The following is a 20,917-nucleotide window of genomic DNA, read 5'->3' on the forward strand; positions in this document are numbered from 1 at the left end:
TGCCGGGCACCCCAGCGGATGCCCGGAGCATTACCCTTCCAGAATTATCAGCATGCTTACAATTAGTCCAGAGCCGGGGCAAGGAACCGCGGCCGGGCAGGAAGGACGCAAGCACCATGAGCAGCTACCATCCCGAAAATGATCCGGCGAACCCGGACCAGCCGGGCAAGACCCCGCCCGCCGACGCCGGGGAAGGCGCTGGCCAGCCCGCTGCCGGCCAGCCGGGCGACGCCGGGCAAGGTGCGAAAGACTCTGCCGGCTCGTCGAATCCGGATCCCGCCGAAGGCAACATCACGGGGCTGGAACCGGGCGGTGGAGTGCCTCCGGGCGAGACGCCGCCTGCGGAAGACCAGATGAGCGGCGACCAGGGCCACAGCGAATAGCACCCTTGGGCGGGCGGTCCTTCGGATGTTGTCCGGAGGGCCCCGGCCCCGCCGCCGGCCGGGTCAGTGCTGTTCGCTGGCGACCTGAGACTCCCCGGCCTGCTCCCGTACGGCAAGGTGGCGGTTGAGCCCGTCCACGTCCAGGCGGCCGTTCCAGCCGGCCCAGTCCTTGGGCCGGACAGAGGGCCGGCCCAGCAGGTAGCCCTGCCCGGCGCTGATTCCGAGTTCGGTCAGGACCTTGAGTTCGCCTACAGTCTCGACGCCCTCAGCCACCAGCGTGGTGCCGATCTGTTCCGCGAAATCCACCAGGCAGGCGGCCAGGGCGCGCTGGATGCCGTCCTTGTCCACATCGCCGATCACATTCCGGCCCAGCTTCAGGAAGTCCGGCCGCAGGTGCACCATCCGGCTCAGCGCTCCCGCCCCGGAGTGGGTGTCGTCCACAGCGATCCTCAGTCCCCTGTCCCGCAGCGGATTGATGGCGGAAATGAACTGCGGGTACTCCTCATCCTTGACGGTCTCCGTCATTTCGAGCACCACGCGGTTGATGGGGAGATCAATGTGATCGAACAATTCAGGCAGCCGGGGGTCCAGGCAGGAGGCGGGCGAAATGTTGAGGGACACGAACAGGTTTCCGGGAAGCGACTTCGCCGCAGCGGCGGCAGATCCCAGGGCGGCAAATTCCAGGTTCGCGCCCAAACCGACGGCGGCGGCCTCGGCAAACCACAGTTCCGCGGCAGCTCCGTCATCGCTGACGAAGCGGGACAATGCCTCGACTCCCACCACGCTCTTTTCCTCCAGCCCGTAGATTGGCTGGAAGGCGGTCATCAGCATCTGGTTTTCGAGCAGCGCGCTGATGCGCGACATGCTGCGGATCGCGTCGATTTGCTCCGCCACTTTCGGCGGGACTGCGGGGGTAAGCCGCATTTCCCGGGCGCTCTCCAGCGTTTCCACGGTATTGGCGTCACTGCGCCGCGTATCCAGGAGATACTCGAGCAGCGCCCGTTCCGGCACTCCCGGATTCTCATCCAGGCTGTTGCTCAGCCGCTGCCGGACAGCCGCTCCGGACGGATCCGTATCTGCCAGTACAGCGGCAATAATTCCCCATGCCTGTATTCGAACCGACATTAGCTACGCCCCCAGTTGACGAAGTAATGACCCATTGGCCCCGATGTTGTTCAATTTCCAAACGCCTTTTAATTCCGGTGTCCATGCTGAAACCTGATTTTCGCGGCGACGAAAACCAGACACCGCACGATGATCGTATATCGCGGGAAACAAAAGCGCAGTACTTTACCCTTGCCGGGCTGCGCTTTCCGCCTGGCCCGCCAACAATTCCGGAATTTGTTCAGGCGGGACCGGCCTGCTGAAGAAATAGCCCTGTGCGCTGAGGCAGCCCAGTCCGCGCAGCAGCTCGGCCTGCTCTGCGGTTTCCACGCCTTCCCACACGGCTTCCAGCCCGCAGGCCCGGATGAGCTGCAGGACCGCTGCCACCAGTGCCGGCTGCGTGGGGTCGGTGCCCAGCCCGGTGATGAGCGACCGGTCCACCTTGACCCGGTCTACGGGCAGCCGGCGCAGATAACTGATGGACGAGTAACCGGTGCCGAAGTCATCGATCTCGATTCCCACGCCCAGGCCCCGCAAACCGCCCAGCGAGTAGCGGTCCAGCTCGTTCCCTCTGACGATTGCCACTTCCGTGAGCTCCAGGACCACCTGTTCCGGCCTGACGCCGGTTTCCTTCAGGACGTTCCTGACGTCCTCGATGAACTGCAGGCTCTGCAGGTCTGTGGCCGAGATATTGATCCGGACGGAGAACCGGCTGTCCACCAGCGACGCGTTGATCCAGTCGCGCAGCTGGTGCACCGCGGCCCGGAGCACCCACAGCCCCAGCTCGGAGATCAGGCCGGCCTCTTCGGCGAGGGGAATGAACTCATCGGGCATGATGAAGCCGCGGGTCGGGTGGTTCCAGCGGACCAGGGCCTCCACGCCTTCGATCCGTCCCGTGGCGAGCTCCACCACGGGCTGGTAGTGGAGCGTGAGGCCTCCGTCCTTGAGGGTGGCACGCAGGTCCTCCACCAGCTGGCTGCGGAGCCTGCGGACCAGCAGGAGCCCGGGTTCGAAGCGGTGCAGCCGGTTCTGGCCTTCGGCCTTCGAGGCGTACATGGCGACGTCGGCTTCCATCAGCATGTCCTCGGGGGTCTTGCCGGCGCCGCCGGCGCTGAGCCCGATGCTCGCGCCGCAGCGCACGCTGCGGCCCGGCAGCTCCACCGGCTGGCCCAGGGCCGCCAGGATGCGGTGCCCCACGATGCCTGCCTGGTCCGGGGACGCCGCAGGCAGCACGATGGCGAACTCGTCACCACCCAGGCGGGCAACGACGTCGGACTCGCGGACGGCGCTGCGGATCCTTTCGCCCACGCTCACCAGGACATGGTCGCCGGCGGTGTGGCCCAGGCTGTCGTTGATGGATTTGAAGGCGTCCAGGTCCATCAGCAGGAGGGCCGGGCCCTCCCCGGCAGGGGTCGCGGCGTCCGGCTCCAGCGCATCCTTGAGTGCGTCGATCAGGGCGGAGCGGTTTGCCAGGCCCGTGAGCGGGTCCTGCATGGCCATCTTCTGCATTTCCAGGTGGGCTTCATGCAGGAGCTGGGTCCGCACCTGCACGCGCTGCTCAAGTTCCTCGTAAATGATCTGCAGGTCCTCGGCCAGCAGGTTGGTGCCCATGATGATCGCGTCGAGCTCGTCGCGCGCGGGGGACACCTCGATCCGGGAAGTGAGGTCGCCGGACGCCAGCCGCACAATGCCTTCCAGGAGCTGGGAGAGCCGCGGGTCGTTATCCGCAAACATCGTGTTCCTGCATTGTGCTCAGTTTTCCTGGCTGCGGGTATCAAGGGGCAGGCTGACGGTGACCGTGGTGCCGCTGCCCAGGGTGGAGGACACGTCGATCCGGCCGCCGTGGCGGGACACGATGTCCTTGGTGATCGCCAGCCCCAGGCCGGTTCCGGGAATGGCACCGGTCATGGCGTTGGAGGCGCGGTAGAAACGGGTGAAGACGTGGTCGATCTCGTCGCTCGAAATGCCGATGCCGGTGTCCGCGACGCTGACGGTGGCCCAGCGGGAGCCGTCCGAGGCAGCGTGCGACTCGCTGCCCACCTCGATCCGACCACCGCTCGGGGTGAACTTGATGGCGTTGGAGACCAGATTCGTGAAGACCTGTTGCAGCTGCACCTCATCGGCGAGGATCTCCGGGTCCTCCGGAACCGGGTCCACGGCGATGGTGACGTTTTGCTGCGTGGCCAGGGGCCTGAGTGCTGCCGCGACCAGGTCCAGGGTTTGTCCCAGCCGCACGGGGGTGAGGTGCATCAGGCTGTCATCAAGGCCATTGCGGGAGACGCTCAGCATGTCCTCGATCAGTATCCGGAGCCGTTCCGTGTTGCGGACCACGATGTCCAGCATCTGGTGGACCTCGGGGGAGACAGGCTGCTCGGTGCTCTCCTGGATCATGTCCAGGTACGCCATGATGGACGTCAGCGGCGTCCGCAGCTCATGGTTCACCGTGGCCAGGAAATCGGTTTTGGCCTTGTCGAGCTGCTGCAGCTGCTTCACCACCTGCTGCTGGCTGCTGATCAGGTGGCTCTGGATGAGTCCGTGCGCCGCATTGCCGGCCACGTGCTGCATGAGCCCGAGTTCGGTACCGGACCATGTCCGCGGTCCGTCAAGCATCGCAATCCAGATGATGCCCAGCGATGAACTTCCCTCGCCCATGGGCACCGCCAGCGAGGAGACCGCGTTGGCGATTCCCGGAGCAGGGGCATCACCCGCCGCCGGCTCCTCCGTCCCGGCGGTGGACATTGTCTCGGCACCGGCCCACAGCCGGTCCGCCGTCTGCCGCGAGTACTGTTCATCCGGAAGCGCCTGTTCGGGGAGGGGTTCCAGCCCCGGCCTGCTCCAGGAAGCATTGATGCGGGGAACCCGGCTGTCCTCAAAGGTGGCCAGCCAGACATGGTCAGCCTTGAACGTCCGGCCGAAGCCGGCCACCACGTGGCGGGCTATTTCCTCCGGATCGTTTGTTGCCCGAACAGCGGCGGATACCTCCCGGAGCTGTTCCCGGAGGGTTTCGGTTTCCTGCCGCGCGGCCTTGCGGCGGGCCACCTGGTCGATCAGGGCGGTGGCGCGGTGGACCAGCTCCCTGGGAGGCGGCGGTTTGGCGATGCAGTCGTGGACGCCGGAGGGCATCATGGCTGCGAGTTCCGCCGGATTGTCCAGGTCCACCACCACCAGGACCGGTGCGGCCGTCTCCACGGCGGAGAGCGAAGCATCGACGACCACCACGGAGGGCTGGCGGGAATCCACTGAGGCGGCGAGTTCGTCAGCGTTCCCCGCACACAGGACGCTGTAGCCGGCGTCCCGCAACGTCCTGGCGTACGATTCCAGCCGCCCGCCGTCGGGATCTGCCACGACGGCGGTGCGCGGCGCGCGCAGGTCACTCGGCGATTCAGCCGCCACAGTGCCCCCTTCCCTCCCAGTTGAGTACATTGTATGGCGACGCCGGGCGGGCGGCTCGGTGAATGGGGCAGGTTAAGCGGGCGATGGGCTTGCCCCACCCCTGCACGGCGGGGGAAGTGCCGGAGTTGCGGACGTGCAGGCTGCAACAATCCGGCAGGTCGCGTCCGAAAGAGGCAGGGCACCTATATTTGTTCCGTGTCCTCCCCAGCAAAGTCCCCTGCCGCAAAGTCCGTGCGTTCCGCCCTCCAGAAGTACCTGATGCTCCCCAAGCTCATCAGGCTGTCCCGCTCTGCCCCCAAGGACCGGCCGGTTGCATGGGACACGTACTGGGCGGGCATCCGGGGGAGGGGGGCCGGCACCGAAATTCTTTGGGATCCGGGTACCGACGATGAATTCCTCGGCTACAGGGACGTCCTGCTCCGATACCTGGACCGGGAACTTCCCGTCATTGACGTGGGCTGCGGGCATGGCCGTTTCACCAGGGCATTGGCTGGCGTCTTCACCGAGGCTGTGGGCGTGGACGTGTCCGGCCACGCCGTAGCCCATGCCGATGGGCACAACCGGGCCGACGGCGTGGCAGCCAGGGTCCGTTACCAGGCCCTGGACATGACCGGGGCCGGCGCGGCCGGCGCACTGGCTGTCCAGGGCGACGCGAACGTCTTCATCCGGGGCGTCCTGCACGTCCTGGACGCGGCGGACCAGTCGGCGATGGTCGACAACCTGCGGCTGCTGGCCGGCAGCACCGGCACGGTGTTCCTGGCGGAGACGAATTTCCAGGGCAACCCGGTGCAGTACGTCTCCCATCTCGGCGCTACAACCCGCAACATCCCGGCGCCGCTGGAACGGGCCATCCGCGGGCTGCCCATGCCCGGCCACTTCGGCCCGGAGGAGCGCTCGCGGGCCTTTCCGCCGGAGGCCTGGGAACTGCTGGCGGATGGTGAGGTGGCCATCGAGACGAACCCGATGACCGGGGTGGACGGACAAAGCCGGGTCCCGGGCTATTTCGCGGTGCTGCGGCCACGGGGTTAGCCGGTGCCGACTTCCGGCGGCCGTTGGTGATCCCGGATGGTGATCCCCACAGTTGTTCCACAACAGAGATCCAAAGCCCTTGACACAAGGGAGGGTCGGGAGGCTACATGGTAAGTAGTCTTACTAGTTATAGCTTCCGGGGGAAAGGCTGGCTACCGTGGCACAGGTCAAGGGCAACAAGGGCAAGGGCAACAGTATCGGCGGCGCCGGATGGTGCCGGAACGGGGACGGCCCGGGTGCCGGCCCCAGCGGCGGCAGGGCCCGCAGCGGTCCGCTCTTCCGCCCGAAAAACGCCGGCCGCGACGACGCCTAAGCCACCTCCCTCCCGCCGCGTACAGCCCGGCACCGGCTTTCCGCGCCGGCGCCGTTCCGCCAACGGCGGCCCCAGAACCTACAGGAACCACGATGCGCAAATTCATTCCCTCCGGCGGCCTTCGGGGGATGCTGCTGCCGCCAACCTACGGCCAGCACGTCACCCACCGCACGGAGTTCACCATCCTTTCGGTCGAGGTCTGGGCCACCGGGCTAGTGGTCAACATCCAGTTGGCCTCCGCCGACGGTCCCGAGCCGCACCTAATCCTGCAGGACCACTTCGGTACCGAGTACTCCTTCCGGGACTCGGCCACGGTGGAGTCCCGGAACCTGCAGACCTTCACCCCTTCCGTGCCCCCGGGAACCAGGAGCTTGACCATCCGGTCCGCCGATGATCCGGAGGGCCGCCCGGTGGTGACGTTCGCAGTCCCGCTGATGGCCGTACCGGAAGAGCCGGACTCTCCGCAGAACGGCCAGTACCCGCCGTCGCCGGAGCTCCGCCGCCCGGCCTGACCCGCTGGGATCATCTCCTGTTGGAGGCTTCGTCCACCGAGTGCCCACCACTGAATGCTCCACGCTTTCGGTGCGTGACCGACTGAAAGGCTGCCGCCATGCATGACACCACAGGATTCACTCCACGTACCGCCATCGTGACCGGATCGGACTCCGGAATAGGCAAGGCTGCCGCCGTCGCCCTTGCCCGCGCAGGAATGGATGTCGGCGTCACCTGGCACTCGGACAAGGCCGGCGCCGAGGACACTGCGGAGGAGATCCGCCGTCTGGGCCGCAAGGCCGTGGTGCGGCAGCTGGATACCACTGACCTGCGTGCCGCAGCGGCCGTCGTCGACGAACTGGCGGACGGGCTGGGCGGAGTGGACGTGTTCGTCAACAACGCCGGAACCGGCGATGGGACTAGGTTCCTGGACCTCGACGTCGACACTTGGATGCGCACCCTGGACACCAACCTCAACGGCGCGTTTGTGTGCCTCCAGGCCGCTGCCCGCCGGATGGTGAAGGCAGGCAGGGGCGGGCGCCTCATTGCCGTCACCAGCGTCCATGAATTCCAGCCGAGAGTAGGTGCGTCCGCCTATGACGCGTCCAAGCACGGCCTCGGCGGACTCATGAAGACGCTGGCCCTTGAGCTTGCCGAGCATGGCATCACCGCCAACAGTGTGGCTCCGGGGGAGATCGCCACGCCGATGACCGGACAGGAAGATGAGGACCCCACCACCAAGGACAGGCCTGGCGTCCCCTTGGGCAGGCCCGGTGACGCGCGGGAAGTTGCTGCCGTTATTGCCTTCCTTGCCTCGCCCGCTTCCAGCTACGTCAACGGCGCCTCCTGGGCGGTGGACGGCGGAATGCTGCAGATGGGGCCGCAGGCCGGATCCCACATCACCAGCCAGGAGTGGCGCCAAGGGTAGGCCGGGCGGCCGCGATGCGGCGGGGAGGCTGTCCGGATGACGGATTCGGCAAGCGCTTTCCCGGCGACTGCTGGCATGATGGAGCGCATGCGCATTCTTATTGCTCCGGACAAGTTCAAGGGTTCCCTGACAGCGGCTGAAGCCGCTGCTGCCATCGCGGAAGGCGCGCTGCGCGTATACCCGGAGGCCGTTGCCACCCAGTTCCCCATCGCTGACGGCGGCGAGGGAACACTGGAGGCGGCAGTGGCCGCCGGCTTCGAGGAACGGCTCAATGCCGTGGTCGGTCCCATCCTGGCCCCCCTCGGAGCCGCCTGGGCCATCAACAAGGCCCACGACGGCAAGGTCACCGCCGTCATCGAAACGGCCCAGGCCTCCGGCCTAGCGGACATGGAACCCACCCCGGCCAACGCGCTCCGGGCCCACAGCTACGGCTGTGGACAGCTCATTGCGGCGGCCCTGGACGCCGGAGCCACCGAAATAGTGCTGGGCCTGGGCGGATCGGCCATGACGGACGGCGGCAGCGGCGCCCTGCGCGCACTGGGCCTCAAGCCGCTCGACTCGGCCGGAAACGTGGTGCCCCTGGGGGGCGGGTCGCTTGCCGACGTCGCGGCACTGGACACCAGCGGGCTGGACCCCCGGCTTGCCGCCACCACCTTCAGGATCGCCGTGGACGTCAGGAATCCGCTCTTTGGAACGTCCGGCGCCGCGCACGTTTTCTCGCCGCAGAAGGGCGCGGACGAGGACACCGTGGAACTGCTCGACGCCGGCCTCCGCAACTGGGCATCCATCCTCCGTGAGGCCACCGGCCGGGACGTGAACGTCCCTGGCGCCGGCGCCGCCGGCGGCTTCCCGGCGTCGTTCCTTGCCTTCACCGGCGCAACGCTGGAAGGCGGCTTCGCCTTGGTGGCGGGACTCACCGGCCTGGCCGGGCAGTTGGGCGACGCGGACCTGGTGATCACTGGGGAAGGGTCCATGGACTCGCAGTCCCTGACCGGAAAAGCGCCCATCGCGCTGGCGGACGCGGCACGGGAGCGCGGAATTCCCGTGATCGTGGTGGCCGGCCGCATCCTGGTGACGCCCGAGGAGCTTGCTGAACATGGCGTGGTGGCCGCCGCGCAACTGCTGGACGTGGCTCCGAGCCCCCAGGACGCCGTCGCACACGCGGCCAAGTACCTGGCGTGGGCCACAAGCCAGGTCCTTGAAGGCGCTTAGGGGCACAGGTGGGCCCTTTATCGCGCAGGCTACTCCCCGTGCGGGCCGGGCGATCCCTGCCCTGCGGCGGCGCGCCTGTTGAGGTGGATAGGGACGTAGACCAGCAGGACCACCATCACTGCCATCAGCGCTCCGCCGGCAGTGAGGCCGGCCGTACGTCCCGCGGTCACGTCGAAAACCAGTGCCGCGGTACCGGCGCTCAACAGCGCGATTCCGGCGAGGGTGATTTTTGCGATGGTGTCCCCGCTGGCTACCAGTGTTTCCTTGAGCCGCTTCCGGAAGAGCCGCCGGTGCACGCTTACCGGCAGGAGGATGAGCGCGGTGGTGAGCGCCGCAATCACCACGTTGGTGAGGTAGAGGCCAACCTGGAAATCGTCAAGGGTCTCAAAGCGTTCCTGGAAGGGGAGCGTCAGCAGGAAGCCGGCCAGGATCTGGACGCCCATCTGCAGCACCCGCATCTCCTGCAGCAGTTCGGCCCAGTTGCGGTCCAGCTGCTCCTCACGGGTTTCGTTCCTGCCTGTCCTGCCCGTGTAATCCTCCACCTCGGACATTGCCCTTCCTCCCTCCACCTGCCTGCTCCCTTTCGGCTCTTCCGGCGCCGGGAAACACGGCAGGCGTTGCACGCGACCTACATTTGATAAGTTTACTGATTATTTGCTCCGATCGGTGGACTTTGTTCCTCCGGCCGGGATAGCTTCGAAGAGCAGGTGCACGGCGGAGCTCTTCGAAAACCGACACAGTGAGCAGGCGGACTATGAGCGACACAGACAAGCAGAGGGACCAGCCAAAGGATCCCCGGGGCGGCTACCACTCCGGACCGTTCCCGGAGCAGGAGCAGAAGCAGCCCGGGCTCACGGCGCCGATGGACCCGAAGCCCGACCACGGGGAACTGAGTTACGAAGGGCACGGCAAACTCCAGGGCAAGGCCGCGCTCATCACGGGCGGCGATTCCGGAATCGGCAAGGCCGCCGCCATCGCCTTCGCGCGTGAGGGCGCCGACGTCGCCATCTCCTACCTTCCGGAAGAGGAAGAGGACGCGCAGGACACCGCGGATTGGATCCGCAAGGCCGGCCAGCGCGTCCTGCTGTTTGCGGGAGACGGCCGGGAAGAGGGCTTCAGCACCCGCATCGTTGAGGAAACCGCGTCCGGATTCGGCCGGCTGGACGTGGTGGTCCTGAATGCCGCTTACCAGAAGAACCGCGAAAGCCTGGAGTCGCTGCCCACCGAGGAATTCGACCGGGTCTTCAAAACCAACCTCTACTCGCTGCTGTGGACGGCACGGGCCGCGGTACCCCATTTGAAGCCGGGCGCGTCCATCATCACCACCGCATCGATCCAGGCTTTCAACCCGTCCCCGGCGCTGATCGACTACGCCATGACCAAGGCCGCCCAGGTGGCGTTCACCAAAGCACTGGCGCAGGAACTCGGGCCCAAGGGCATCAGGGTCAACGCTGTGGCCCCCGGGCCCATCTGGACCCCGCTGATCCCCGCAACGGAATGGCCGGACAAACTCCCAACGTTCGGCCAGGACACGCCCCTGGAACGGGCCGGCCAGCCGGCCGAGCTCGCGGCCGCCTATGTGCTGCTGGCCTCAGAGGACGGTTCGTACATTTCCGGGGCGGTGCTGCCGGTAACCGGCGGCAAGGGCCTCTAGGGCTGCACCCACGCCAGCAGAACACCTTCATCCGAACCCACAACAGGAGGAAACCATGACGCAGGAAAACCAGCACGCCCAGCCCGAATCGGACCCGGGCGGCTACGGCACTCCCACCGCTGAGCAGGAAATGGGCGGATCCCAGGCACCAGTGGATGGTTCCGGACCGGGCACGGGCAGCGCCGACACCAACGCGCCGCAGTCCGATCCGGAGGCGGATCCGGTGCCCCGCGACGTCGACCTTCCCTCCAGCGCCGCCGAGATTGATGAGTCCAACGACGACTCGCAGGGTTCGGCCCCGGTCTCGTCCGAGTCCGGACAGGAAGCCGCCGGCCTTCCGGACGGCAGCGGCAACGACCTGCCCGAGGAGAAGTCACCGAACGACGACGGCGGCGAGAGCTTCGACGCCGGGTAACGGCCTGGGTGCCGCTCCATTGGGGCGGTGACCGCCTTCCCTTGGAGGCCTCCGCCCCGTGGTTCCCTGCGAACCCCGGGCGGGGGCCTTCGGCATGTCCGGTGTGCGTTGTCCACGGCGTCGTGTCTGCGGGGTGAACCCTGCAGGCTGACGCGCACTGCCCCTCCCTTGAAACGCGCGGGGGACGTATTCTTAGAAAGAGGTTTTGCAGTAGGCCGGAGCGCTTCAACCAAGGCGTAAATCATGGCGGCTGAACCCGCAGCGCAGCTCGGCTGGGGACCCCTTCCAGTACCCCCGGAACAGGTCTTCGACAGCAAGGACGTCGAAACGTACCTCTGGGAAGTCACCCGTGACTTCATGGCTGACATCAAGGGCGAGCAGCGCGGCATCAGCTGGGCGGCCACACTCTTCCGCCTGGGACAGGCACGCACTGTCGCCGCCAGCACCGAGAAAGCACTCGAAGCAAACCAGGAACAGTGCTCCTTCGCTGACGGGCCGGCCCTGGAAGCCCTCCGAACCGGCGAATTCGTACTGCTGTCCGACGTCAGCCGGGACCGGCGCTGGCCCGGGTACGCCAGCGCGGCCGCCGGCCACGGGGTCCAGTCACTCCTGTCCATGCCCATCGCCTCCGAGGGCGGGACGAGCGCCGCCATCAACCTCTACGCCGCGCTCCCGCACGCCTTCAGCAGCGACGACCTGCTCCGGAGCCGCAGCTACGCGCACCAGGTGGCCCGGGCCCTGCGTGTTGTGGTGCGGACGGCCGAACGCGCCGAGGCCAAAGCAGGCATCGCCGTCGTGCAAAGCTCCCTTGTCCTGGTGGACCTGGCGGTGCGCAGTCTCATGGACGAGTACGGCCTCAGCCGCGAGGGGGCACTGCGGTTCCTGCAGACACAGGCGCTGCACCACGAACTCGACCTGCGCGATGCCGCGCTGAACGTTGTTGCGCCGGGTCCCGGGAGGGAGCACCCCGGGCCCGGGGAGCCCGGCAGGGAGCCTGCCGGGCTCAGGCAGGGAACGCCCGACGGCGTCGCGGACTTCCGCCTGCTGCCCCCAGCCGAGCTGGAGCAGGAGGAACAGCCCCGCCGGCGTAAAGCCGGGCGGGGCAAGGGCCCATCGCACACCGCGGAAGGGAGGACGGCATGACAACGCCGAAGCAGGAACGGTCACCCGGCCGGCCAGTTGGCCTGGATTTGGCACGCCCGGCGGAACGGGCTCCCGCATTAGGGGAGCACCCCTGGCACCGCTATGTGGCCCTCGGCGACTCCTTCACTGAGGGGGTGGGGGACCCCGAGCCCAAGAATCAGGGCGGACTGCGGGGCTGGGCTGACCGGGTCGCCGAGGAGCTCAGCGCGGGACAGCCTGATTTTGCCTACGCCAACCTCGCGATCCGGGGCCTGCGGCTGCAGCAGATCCTGGATCAGCAGGTGGGCCCGGCGCTGGCCGCACAGCCTGACCTGGTGACGCTGTCCGCCGGCGGCAACGACATCGTGTTCCGCCGCAGCGATCCGGACAAGCTGGCCGAGAAAATTGACGCCGGCGTGGAGCAGCTCACCCGCTCCGGGGCCACCGTTGTCCTCTTCGCCGGCCCCGACTGGGGCGCAACCCCGGTCTTCGGCCAAATACGCGGCAAGGTGGCCATCCTCAACGAAAACCTCCACGTCGTGGCGGCCCGGCACAACGCTGTGATGGTTGACCTGTGGTGCCTGCGCGACCTCACCAGGCCCGGCATGTGGGACCCTGACCGCCTGCACTTCTCGCCGCTGGGCCACCACACCATCGCCTTGGGAGTGCTGCAGGCCCTGGCCATTCCCCACAGCCTTGAACCGTTGCAGCCCAAGGCGCTTCCGCCGCGCAACTGGAAGGAAGCCCGGACGGAAGACTTGGTGTGGGCCCGGGAATACCTCGTACCCTGGGCGATCCGCCAGGTCAGGCACCCCGCGGAGGCTCCGCTGGTTCCCAAACGTCCCCGTCCCGGCCCCGTCTTCGGGCACGGGCATCTCCCGGCAGTCCATCCGGTAGGCCTGCCCGGGGAGCCCTTGTCCCTGAAGGAGGCCTAGCGCTTTTTCGGGGCGCGCCTGGCGGCAGTGTTCCCCGCTGCCCTGGCCTGGGGAGGCAGCCCCGCCTGCTCGGTTTCGGGCTCGGCTGCGGTGCCCCGGGCCTTCGCGATGGCCTTCATGCCGTGGTAGATCACCAGGGCCGCGGCTGATCCCAGTGCGATCCCGGTGAACGTCAGGTCACCGATGGTCCAGGTGTAGTCCGCGATGCCGATGATGAGGGCCACGGCGGCGGTGGTCAGGTTCACCGGGTTCGAGAAGTTCACCTTGTTCTGAACCCAGATCTTCACGCCGAGGATACCGATCATGCCGTACAGCATGGTGGCCGCGCCGCCCAGCACTCCGGCCGGGACGGTGGCGATGAGCTCGCCGAACTTGGGGGAGAAGCTCAGGACGATGGCGAAGACGCCTGCCACCCAGTAGGCCGCCGTCGAATAGACCTTGGTGGCCGCCATGACGCCGATGTTTTCGGCGTAGGTGGTGGTGCCGGAGCCGCCGCCGAAGCCGGCCAGGACGGTGGCGGCGCCGTCCGCCATCAGCGCCCGGCCGGACACGCCGTCGAGGTTCTGGCCGGTCATGGCGGCTACGGACTTTACGTGGCCGATGTTCTCCGCCACCAGGACCAGCACCACGGGCACGAACAAGCCAAGGACGCCCACATGGAACTCGGGAGTCTGGAACTGTGGCAGGCCCACCCAGGCCGCGGCCTCCATCTTTTCGTAGCTCACCTCGCCGCGCAGCATCGCCACAAGGTAGCCCACCACCACGCCCACCAGGATGCTGAGGCGGCCCAGGATCCCCCGGAACAGCACGCTGACCAGGATGATGGTGGCCAGCGTGACCACGGCGGTGACGGGGGCGGCGTCGAAATTCTGCTTGGCTGCCGGTGCGAGGTTCAGCCCGATCAGCGCCACGATGGCGCCGGTGACGATGGGCGGCATCAGCCGGTTGATCCAGCCAGCGCCGAACTTCTGGACGATGGCACCCACCAGGGCCAGGGCCGCGCCGGCCAAGACCACGCCGCCCAGGGCTCCTGGCACGCCGAACTGCTGCTGGGACGCCATGATGGGCGCGATGAACGCGAAACTTGAGCCGAGGTAGCTGGGAACCCGGCCCTTGGTGATCACCAGGAAGAGCAGCGTTCCGATGCCGGAGAAGAACAGCGTGGTGGCAGGCGGCATTCCGGTGATGATGGGCACCAGGAACGTGGCGCCGAACATGGCCACCACATGCTGCATACCCACGCCGATGGTCAGTGGCCAGGCCAGGCGCTCATCGGGGGCTACCACGTGCCCCGGCTTGATGGACTTGCCTGTGCCGTGCAGCTTCCATTTGATTCCGAGCATGCTCATGGGCGGAGGCCTTTCGGGGGCTTTCGGGGGGATGCCGCGGAGGGCGGAGATTAACTGGGACAAGGATACCGCCCGCGCCCCGCCCACGGACTGTTGTGTCCGATGTCACGGGCCGTCACGGGAAGAGGACACTGCTGGTTGAAGTTGCAACCATGGAAAGCAACGACGCCGGCCCCGACGCAAACGGGGAGGCACAGCGAAAGGTACGCCAATGACCATTGCCCATGAAGAAGCGGTTATCGATCCGGCCGCCGTCGACGCTATTTTCGCGCAGGCCCGCACCGCCAACTCGTTCACGGGCGAGGTGACCGACGAGCAGGCGCAGGCCATCTACGAGCTCACCAAGTTCGGCCCCACGGCTTTCAACTCCCAGCCGTTGCGCGTCACCTATGTCCGCTCGGACGAAGCCCGCGCCAAGCTGGTTGGCGCACTCATGGCAGGCAACCGCGCCAAGACCGCCTCCGCCCCGCTGGTGGCCATCCTCAGCTACGACACCAACTGGGCGGGCCAGTGGGACACCTTCCTCCCCGGCTACAACGCCCCCAAGGCCATGTACGACGCCAACCCGGAACTCGCCGCCGCCACGGGCAACAACAACGCGCACCTGCAGGCCGGCTACTTCATCCTGGCCGTCCGCTCCCTCGGGTTCTCCGCGGGCCCCATGACCGGAGCCGACTTCGGTGCCATCGATGAGGCGTTCTTCCCCGCGGGCGGCCAGAAGAGCTTCCTGGTGGTCAACATCGGCCAGCCCGCCGCAGACGCCTGGGGCGAAGCCAAGCCCAAGTTCTCCTACGAGGACGTCGTCCGCACCGTCTAACCCCCAACCCCGGGACGCTCTCTCACTCAATGCACCTTTTCGGCCATCGCTCTCTCATGCGCGAGAGAGCGTTGGCGGTTAAGCCGCATTAAATGAGAGAGCGTTGGACCGAGCAGGGTTAGTCGGGGGAGTGGCACACTGGGCGGATGCGGAACTTCGTCCTCGTGGCGTTTGTGGAGCCGGTCGCTGAAGGCCAGGTCTTCCCGCGGACGCAGTGGCCCCTGCACATCACCCTGTTGAGGTTCGACGTCGATGACGCCGTTGCCGAACAAGTTGCGGCGCTCGCCGGGCCACCTGCGGACAAGGCACTGGGCGCCGCGCTGACGGTGGGGGAGGACGCGGGATTCGGCCGGAACGGCTCCGTGCCGGTCAGCCTTGTCCAGCGGCAGCCGGACCTGCAGGCCCTGCACGAGCAGTTGGCCACGGCAGTCGAAAGCGCAGGTGGCAGGATCCTCACACCGGCCCACACCAGGTCCGGCTACCGGCCGCACATCTCCCACCTGCACGGCCGCCGCCTGAGCCCGGGCGACACCCTGGTGCTTGACCGGGTGGCGCTGGTGGACATGGCGCCGGACGGTGACCGCACCGTCCGGCGCATCCTGCAGCTCTGGAGCCTGCCGGAAACCGGGGCAGCTAGGCGATAACGCTGTCCACCAGTGCCTTGGCTTCCGCCTGGACCTGCTTGAGGTGCTCCTCGCCCTTGAAGGACTCGGCGTAGATCTTGTAGACGTCCTCGGTACCGGACGGGCGGGCGGCGAACCAGGCGTTCTCGGTGACCACCTTGAGCCCGCCAATCGATGCGCCGTTGCCGGGCGCCTCGGTTAGTTTGGCCAGGATGGGTTCCCCGGCCAGGCTTGTGGCGGTGACGTCCGACGGCGACAGCTTGCCGAGTGCCGACTTCTGCTCCCGCGTGGCTGCTGCATCAATGCGCGCGTAGACGGGGGCGCCGAACTGGTCCGTCAGGCCCTTGTAGAGCTGGGACGGGGACTTGCCGGTGACCGCCGTGATTTCCGAGGCGAGCAGGGCCAGCAGGATGCCGTCCTTGTCCGTGGTCCAGACGCTGCCGTCCAGCTTGTTGAAGGAAGCGCCGGCCGATTCCTCGCCGCCGAAGGCGCCCTCCCCGGAGAGCAGGCCCGGCACGAACCACTTGAAGCCGACCGGAACCTCCACGAGCTTCCGGCCCAGGCTCTGGGCTACCCGGTCGATGATGGAGGACGACACCAGGGTCTTTCCCACCACGGAGGCCGGGTTCCAGCCGCTGCGGTTGCGGTAGAGGTAATCGATGGCGACGGCGAGGTAGTGGTTGGGGTTCATCAGGCCGCCGTCTGGGGTGACGATGCCGTGCCGGTCCGCGTCGGCATCGTTGCCGGTGGCGACGTCGTATGCTGCGGTCCCGTCCGCACCGGCAGCCATCCGCTGGATCAGCGAGGCCATGGCGGCCGGGGAGGAGCAGTCCATCCGGATCTTCTCGTCCCAGTCCAGGGTCATGAAGGCCCATTGCGGATCCACGGTGGGGTTCACCACGGTGAGATCCAGGTGGTGGCGCTCGCCGATCTCGCCCCAGTAGTCCACGGATGCACCGCCCATGGGGTCGGCGCCGATGCGCACGCCCGCGTTGCGGATGGCATCCAGGTTCAGGACGGAGGGAAGGTCGTCCACGTAGCTGCTGAGGAAGTCGAACTTGCCGGTGCTGTCCGCTGCCTGGGCATCGGCCAGCGGAATCCGCTTCACCCCGCGCAGGCCGTTCTCCAGAAGCTCGTTGGCGCGGTTGGCGATCCAGCCGGTAGCGTCCGAATCGGCCGGCCCGCCGTGCGGCGGGTTGTACTTGAAGCCGCCGTCTGCCGGCGGGTTGTGGCTCGGCGTGACAACGATGCCGTCTGCCTGCGGGGCGCCGGCGCCGGCGTTCCGGTTGTAGGTGAGGATTGCGTGGCTGAGCGCCGGTGTGGGGGTGTAGCCGTGGCGGGCGTCAACGAGGACCTGGACGCCGTTGGCTGCCAGGACCTCGAGTGCGGAGTTCTGCGCGGGCTCGCTGAGGGCGTGCGTGTCCTTGGCCAGGAACAGCGGCCCGGTGATGCCCTGCCCCGCCCGGTACTCCACGATGGCCTGGGTGATGGCAACGATGTGTTGCTCGTTGAATGACGCCTTCAGGCTGGAGCCGCGGTGCCCGGACGTGCCGAACGCCACGCGCTGGCCGGGATCACCCAGATCGGGCGTGATGTCGTAATACGCGTCAAGGAGCGCAGTGATGTCAACAAGGTCCTGGGGTTGGGCAACTGTGCCCGCGCGGCTAGCCATGCCACCAGCATGCCAGACAGGGACCTGAGTCAAAACGATCCGTCCGGAATGCGGCCACTGTGTCCGGCCTGTGACGGAAGATCGTCATCAAACGAGTAGTCACCCTGAGTACAGACCCCACCAAAGTACTTATATACCGGCCGCTGCACGCCCTGTTACTTTCGAAAAAGTCGGGGAATTCATCCGAGAGCAAGGCACGACGGCGGCCCCCCGCCGTCGTCCTTCCGGCAGGGAAGCAGGGGCGGCCATGGGGGCAGGAGACGGGAAAGCCGAGCAGTCCAGACTGGCCGCCGAAAGGGTGGCCAGGCTTAAGCGCCGGCTGGACGAGGCCGAAGGCGCCACGAAGCCCTGGGACGCGGATGCTGTCAGCGAGAAGATGGTGGCGGAGAAGCTGGGCGAGCTGGTCCCGCGCGGCTGGTACGTGCTCCATGACGTGCACTGGCCCGGCCGGCCGAAAGCCAACCTGGACCACGTCCTCGTGGGGCCTGGCGGAGTGGTGGTGGTCGACTGCAAGAACTGGACCGGCGAGGTCCGGGTGTTGTCCGGGGTGCTCTGGCAGGGGCGGTACGCACGGACGCAGGCTGTGGAAGGTGCGCTGGCCCAATGCGCCGCGGTGTCGTCCGTGGTGTCCCCTCCGTACCGGCGGCTGGTCCGCCCCCTGATCTGTATGGCCGCCCAGCCGGACCTGTTTGGGGTGACAGCCTCGGATGTGGCGGTGGCCGGTACGCAGCGTGTGGTGGGTGCCATCGAGGCCCTGCCGCAGGTGCTGGACCAGCGGACTGTGGCGGGACTGTACGCGCAGCTCGGCCAGGACCTCACCCATGAACAGGAGCCGGGCATCATGGCGTTCCGGCACGTCCGCCCGGGCACGGTGGTTCCGCCCGCGGCGCCACCCACGAATGCCGGAGCTCCCGCCGCCAGGTCGGGTTCGTCAGCGCGTCCGGTGGTCCGGGGCAACTCTTCGGCCGCCGGGGCCGGGGAAGGCCACCGTCCAGCGGGTCGCCGCGCGGCTCCAAAGGCCCGCCAGCACGGTACCGGCGGCGCCGGACGCTTGGCCCTGCTGGCGGCGTTCGTCATCTTTGCGGTGTACATATTGCCCTATTGGGGGCAATAGATCAGCCCCTGTGCGGGGGTAGGCTGGGATCAAGATTCCTAGGGGGAACCATGTCTGACCAGCCCAGCCAGCGGCCCGATACCGGGCAACCCGACTCCAGCACGCCGTCCGGCCTTGAACCGCCCCGGTTCGCGCCGCCCTACGGCAGCCAGTCGCCGTCCGCGCCGCCCTACGGACAGGGCAGCTACGGGCAGGGCGCGTACGGTGAACCCGGCCAGTATGGCGGGGCCTATGGCCAGCCGCCGAGCCCGTACAACCAGCAACCCTCCCCTTATGGCCAGCCGGCCGGACCGTACGCCCAGCAGGGGTACTACGGCATGCAGGCGGAGCCGAAGACGCTGAGCATCGCCAGCATGGTGTGCGGCATCGCCTCGGTGATTATGGGCTGGCTCCTGCTCCCGCAGATTGCAGCAATCATCACCGGCCATATGGCGCTCAAACGAGAACCGTCCGGCAGGGGCATGTCCATTGCCGGGCTGGTCCTGGGCTACCTGTGCCTCCTGGGCTACGGCGCGTTCTGGCTGTTGGCCATCATCGGCCTTGCGATTGCCAGTTCCACCAGCGGTTCGACGTACACGTTCTAAACGGGCCTGACGCTAATCCACCTGAACGCTGTGCCGGCGGCCCGCGCCTGCGGCGTGCCGCCGTCGTGCATTCCACCCGGGCTCCTCACCCCATCACATGGGCGCCTGCGTTGGCGGGATGTTGTGGTTGAGGCGGAAGAGGTTGTGCGGATCGTAGCGGTCCTTGAGGGCCGCCAGGCGCCGGAACTTCTCCGGTCCGTACGCTGCGCGGGCGGCGTCCACGCCCCTCGGCCCCACCTCGGCGCCAAGGAAGTTGACGTACTCGCCGTGCTCCGCGAACGGCCGCATGAGCCCGTAGGCTTTCCGGGCGAACGCGGTCAGCCGCTCGTCCTCGGAGGGGTCCCGCCAGAAGCCGTAGACATTGAGCCAGTAGCGGGCAGAACGGTTGGGGAACGCCGTTGCATCCTCCGGTACCCGCCCGAACGCCCCCTCCATGTGGTGGATGTCAATGCCGGTACCCTCCCATGCCAGCTCGGAGGCGAAACTCAGCAGGACATCCACTGACTCCGCGTCCAGCCGCGAAAAGGAGACGTTCTTCCAGTAGCCGCGCGAACCCTTGGGAAACACGCTGTCCATGGCGCTCTGCCAGTCAAGCCAGGAGGTAGGGCCGACTTCCTCTTCGTCAGGAGGGGCGGCGGCCCGGAGCTGGTCAACCAGCGCAAGCCCTGCCTGCTGGTCCTCCGCCACCCACACGAACCCGATGATCATCCACGGGTCGCTGCCCATCCCGAACTCCGCCGGGAAGACCAGGAACGAGGTGATCGGGTTCATCCCGTCCGGCAGGTCCCGGGTCCAGGCGGCAAAAGCCGGGAGGGCGTTGCGCCAGTGTTCCGGGCGGTAGAACAGGTTCCCTCCCAGCGGCTGGGGCGGCAGGGGGCGGGCGCGGAAGGTAAAGGAGGACGCCACCCCGAAGTTTCCGCCGCCGCCGCGCAGCCCCCAGAACAGCTCCGGATTCTCCTGCCCGCTGGCGTGCAGGTGCTCTCCCGAAGCGGTGGTCACGTCCATGGATTCCAGGTTGTCCAGGGTCAGGCCGTTGGAGCGCGTCAGCCAGCCCACGCCGCCGCCGAGGGTGAGCCCCGCCACGCCTGTTCCGCTGATCACTCCCAGCGGGACGGCAAGGTTGTGCGCGGCAGTTGCGTGGTCGACGTCGGCAAGGGTGGCTCCGGGTTCCACAGTCACCAGCCTGCTCCCGGCATCCACCTGGACGTGCCTCAGCGGTCCCAGGTCCAGCACCAGCCCGCCGTCAACACTGCCGTGTCCGGCAATGTTGTGCCCGCCGCCACGGACGGCCAGCGCCATGCCGCTTCGCCGGACGGCGTCCAGCACGGCGTCGATGTCGGCTATCGCCCCGGCGCGGACGACGGCGCGTGGCCGGAGATCGACCATGCCGTTCCATACCCGCCGGGCTTCTTCGTACAACGGATCATCAGGCTCGATCAGGGATCCCGACAGCCTGGCGCGCAGCCCGCGCAGCGCCCGCTGTATTTCCAGTTCCCGGTTGGTGTCATGGACTGTGGACATCATCAGTGCTCCCGCTAAGGGTCTAAGCCCTGTGCAATATGAGGGGAAGTGAGAGGCGCCTGGGGGCACCTCGACGGAAGGAATGCCTGCGAACACCATGGGGGCAGGCTCATGCGATGTCCAGATCTTAGGATCGCCGAAAGGCCCGGTCAACAGCTTTTTGGCGGCCTGGCCCGTTGACCGCGCTGCCGCCCGCCAGGTCAATACAGTTAGCGGAGCAGCTCCACGTCCGAGACCAGCTCGATGTGGGCCGGCAT

Annotated in this window: 21 protein-coding genes; 14 read left to right on the forward strand and 7 right to left on the reverse strand. The window is 67.4% G+C overall.

Going from position 1 to position 20,917, the window contains the following annotated elements:
* Positions 1 to 116 precede the first annotated feature (116 nt).
* Positions 117 to 383 (forward strand): DUF6480 family protein, encoded by a 267-nt coding sequence (locus tag IEX43_RS07790; RefSeq protein ID WP_188809875.1) that lies wholly within the window; start codon positions 117 to 119, stop codon positions 381 to 383.
* A 63-nt stretch (positions 384 to 446) separates the two neighbouring features.
* Here the strand turns inward: IEX43_RS07790 and IEX43_RS07795 are convergent, their stop codons facing one another.
* The 3 genes from IEX43_RS07795 to IEX43_RS07805 all read right to left on the reverse strand — a co-directional run bounded on the left by IEX43_RS07795 (position 447) and on the right by IEX43_RS07805 (position 4,910).
* Positions 447 to 1,508, reverse strand: a complete 1,062-nt coding sequence (locus IEX43_RS07795) for an EAL domain-containing protein (RefSeq protein WP_194734852.1) — start codon at positions 1,506 to 1,508, stop codon at positions 447 to 449.
* A gap of 165 nt (positions 1,509 to 1,673) precedes the next feature.
* Positions 1,674 to 3,221 carry a putative bifunctional diguanylate cyclase/phosphodiesterase gene (locus tag IEX43_RS07800; RefSeq protein ID WP_188809877.1) on the reverse strand — a complete coding sequence of 516 codons (1,548 nt, stop codon included), beginning with the start codon at positions 3,219 to 3,221 and terminating at the stop codon, positions 1,674 to 1,676.
* 18 nt (positions 3,222 to 3,239) lie between these two features.
* A complete protein-coding gene (locus IEX43_RS07805) occupies positions 3,240 to 4,910 on the reverse strand; it encodes an ATP-binding protein (RefSeq protein WP_188809879.1) in 1,671 nt (556 codons plus the stop codon).
* 228 nt (positions 4,911 to 5,138) lie between these two features.
* Between IEX43_RS07805 and IEX43_RS07810 the strand changes: the two genes are divergently transcribed.
* The 5 genes from IEX43_RS07810 (at position 5,139) to IEX43_RS07830 (ending at position 8,854) form a co-directional block, all read left to right on the forward strand.
* Positions 5,139 to 5,909 carry a class I SAM-dependent methyltransferase gene (locus IEX43_RS07810; protein WP_188810394.1) on the forward strand — a complete coding sequence of 257 codons (771 nt, stop codon included), beginning with the start codon at positions 5,139 to 5,141 and terminating at the stop codon, positions 5,907 to 5,909.
* 157 nt (positions 5,910 to 6,066) lie between these two features.
* Entirely contained in the window at positions 6,067 to 6,222 is a 156-nt protein-coding gene (locus IEX43_RS07815; RefSeq protein ID WP_188809881.1) for a hypothetical protein, read from the forward strand.
* 92 nt (positions 6,223 to 6,314) lie between these two features.
* Positions 6,315 to 6,734 (forward strand): hypothetical protein, encoded by a 420-nt coding sequence (locus tag IEX43_RS07820; RefSeq protein WP_188809883.1) that lies wholly within the window; start codon positions 6,315 to 6,317, stop codon positions 6,732 to 6,734.
* A 98-nt stretch (positions 6,735 to 6,832) separates the two neighbouring features.
* On the forward strand, positions 6,833 to 7,642 hold the full coding sequence (locus tag IEX43_RS07825) for an SDR family oxidoreductase (RefSeq protein WP_188809885.1): 810 nt from the start codon (positions 6,833 to 6,835) through the stop codon (positions 7,640 to 7,642).
* Between the two features lie 87 nt (positions 7,643 to 7,729).
* A complete protein-coding gene (locus IEX43_RS07830) occupies positions 7,730 to 8,854 on the forward strand; it encodes a glycerate kinase (protein ID WP_188809887.1) in 1,125 nt (374 codons plus the stop codon).
* 29 nt (positions 8,855 to 8,883) lie between these two features.
* Here IEX43_RS07830 and IEX43_RS07835 read toward each other — a convergent pair whose 3' ends face one another.
* Positions 8,884 to 9,405 (reverse strand): DUF6328 family protein, encoded by a 522-nt coding sequence (locus IEX43_RS07835; protein WP_188809888.1) that lies wholly within the window; start codon positions 9,403 to 9,405, stop codon positions 8,884 to 8,886.
* 203 nt (positions 9,406 to 9,608) lie between these two features.
* Here IEX43_RS07835 and IEX43_RS07840 point away from each other — a divergent pair, with 203 nt between their 5' ends.
* From IEX43_RS07840 to IEX43_RS07855, 4 genes are all read left to right on the forward strand, one after another.
* Positions 9,609 to 10,508 (forward strand): SDR family oxidoreductase, encoded by a 900-nt coding sequence (locus tag IEX43_RS07840; RefSeq protein ID WP_188809890.1) that lies wholly within the window; start codon positions 9,609 to 9,611, stop codon positions 10,506 to 10,508.
* 55 nt (positions 10,509 to 10,563) lie between these two features.
* Complete coding sequence (locus IEX43_RS07845) at positions 10,564 to 10,923, forward strand: hypothetical protein (RefSeq protein WP_188809892.1); 360 nt, start codon at positions 10,564 to 10,566, stop codon at positions 10,921 to 10,923.
* A 243-nt stretch (positions 10,924 to 11,166) separates the two neighbouring features.
* A complete protein-coding gene (locus IEX43_RS07850; RefSeq protein ID WP_188809894.1) occupies positions 11,167 to 12,066 on the forward strand; it encodes a GAF domain-containing protein in 900 nt (299 codons plus the stop codon).
* Complete coding sequence (locus IEX43_RS07855; protein WP_188809896.1) at positions 12,063 to 12,980, forward strand: SGNH/GDSL hydrolase family protein; 918 nt, start codon at positions 12,063 to 12,065, stop codon at positions 12,978 to 12,980. The genes IEX43_RS07850 and IEX43_RS07855 overlap by 4 nt, the downstream gene beginning before the upstream one ends.
* Here the strand turns inward: IEX43_RS07855 and IEX43_RS07860 are convergent.
* Positions 12,977 to 14,329, reverse strand: coding sequence for a uracil-xanthine permease family protein (locus IEX43_RS07860; RefSeq protein WP_188809898.1), 1,353 nt, complete (start codon positions 14,327 to 14,329; stop codon positions 12,977 to 12,979). The genes IEX43_RS07855 and IEX43_RS07860 overlap by 4 nt on opposite strands.
* A gap of 211 nt (positions 14,330 to 14,540) precedes the next feature.
* Between IEX43_RS07860 and IEX43_RS07865 the strand changes: the two genes are divergently transcribed.
* Positions 14,541 to 15,146 (forward strand): malonic semialdehyde reductase, encoded by a 606-nt coding sequence (locus tag IEX43_RS07865; protein ID WP_188809900.1) that lies wholly within the window; start codon positions 14,541 to 14,543, stop codon positions 15,144 to 15,146.
* Positions 15,147 to 15,292: 146 nt separating this feature from the next.
* The gene (locus IEX43_RS07870) at positions 15,293 to 15,790 is read left to right on the forward strand and encodes a 2'-5' RNA ligase family protein (protein WP_188809902.1); all 498 of its coding nucleotides are present in this window, start codon (positions 15,293 to 15,295) and stop codon (positions 15,788 to 15,790) included.
* On the opposite strand, the gene pgm is transcribed toward IEX43_RS07870, so the two are convergent.
* Entirely contained in the window at positions 15,780 to 17,441 is a 1,662-nt protein-coding gene (pgm, locus tag IEX43_RS07875) for a phosphoglucomutase (alpha-D-glucose-1,6-bisphosphate-dependent) (RefSeq protein ID WP_188809904.1), read from the reverse strand. The genes IEX43_RS07870 and pgm overlap by 11 nt on opposite strands.
* A 247-nt stretch (positions 17,442 to 17,688) precedes the next feature.
* Here pgm and IEX43_RS07880 point away from each other — a divergent pair, with 247 nt between their 5' ends.
* Positions 17,689 to 18,555 carry an NERD domain-containing protein gene (locus tag IEX43_RS07880; protein ID WP_188809906.1) on the forward strand — a complete coding sequence of 289 codons (867 nt, stop codon included), beginning with the start codon at positions 17,689 to 17,691 and terminating at the stop codon, positions 18,553 to 18,555.
* Between the two features lie 50 nt (positions 18,556 to 18,605).
* Complete coding sequence (locus tag IEX43_RS07885) at positions 18,606 to 19,139, forward strand: DUF4190 domain-containing protein (RefSeq protein WP_188809908.1); 534 nt, start codon at positions 18,606 to 18,608, stop codon at positions 19,137 to 19,139.
* Between the two features lie 93 nt (positions 19,140 to 19,232).
* Here the strand turns inward: IEX43_RS07885 and IEX43_RS07890 are convergent, their stop codons facing one another.
* Positions 19,233 to 20,660, reverse strand: a complete 1,428-nt coding sequence (locus IEX43_RS07890) for an FAD-binding oxidoreductase (protein ID WP_188810396.1) — start codon at positions 20,658 to 20,660, stop codon at positions 19,233 to 19,235.
* Positions 20,661 to 20,917 lie beyond the last annotated feature (257 nt).

Source organism: Pseudarthrobacter polychromogenes (genome assembly GCF_014644495.1).
Lineage (GTDB): Bacteria > Actinomycetota > Actinomycetes > Actinomycetales > Micrococcaceae > Arthrobacter > Arthrobacter polychromogenes.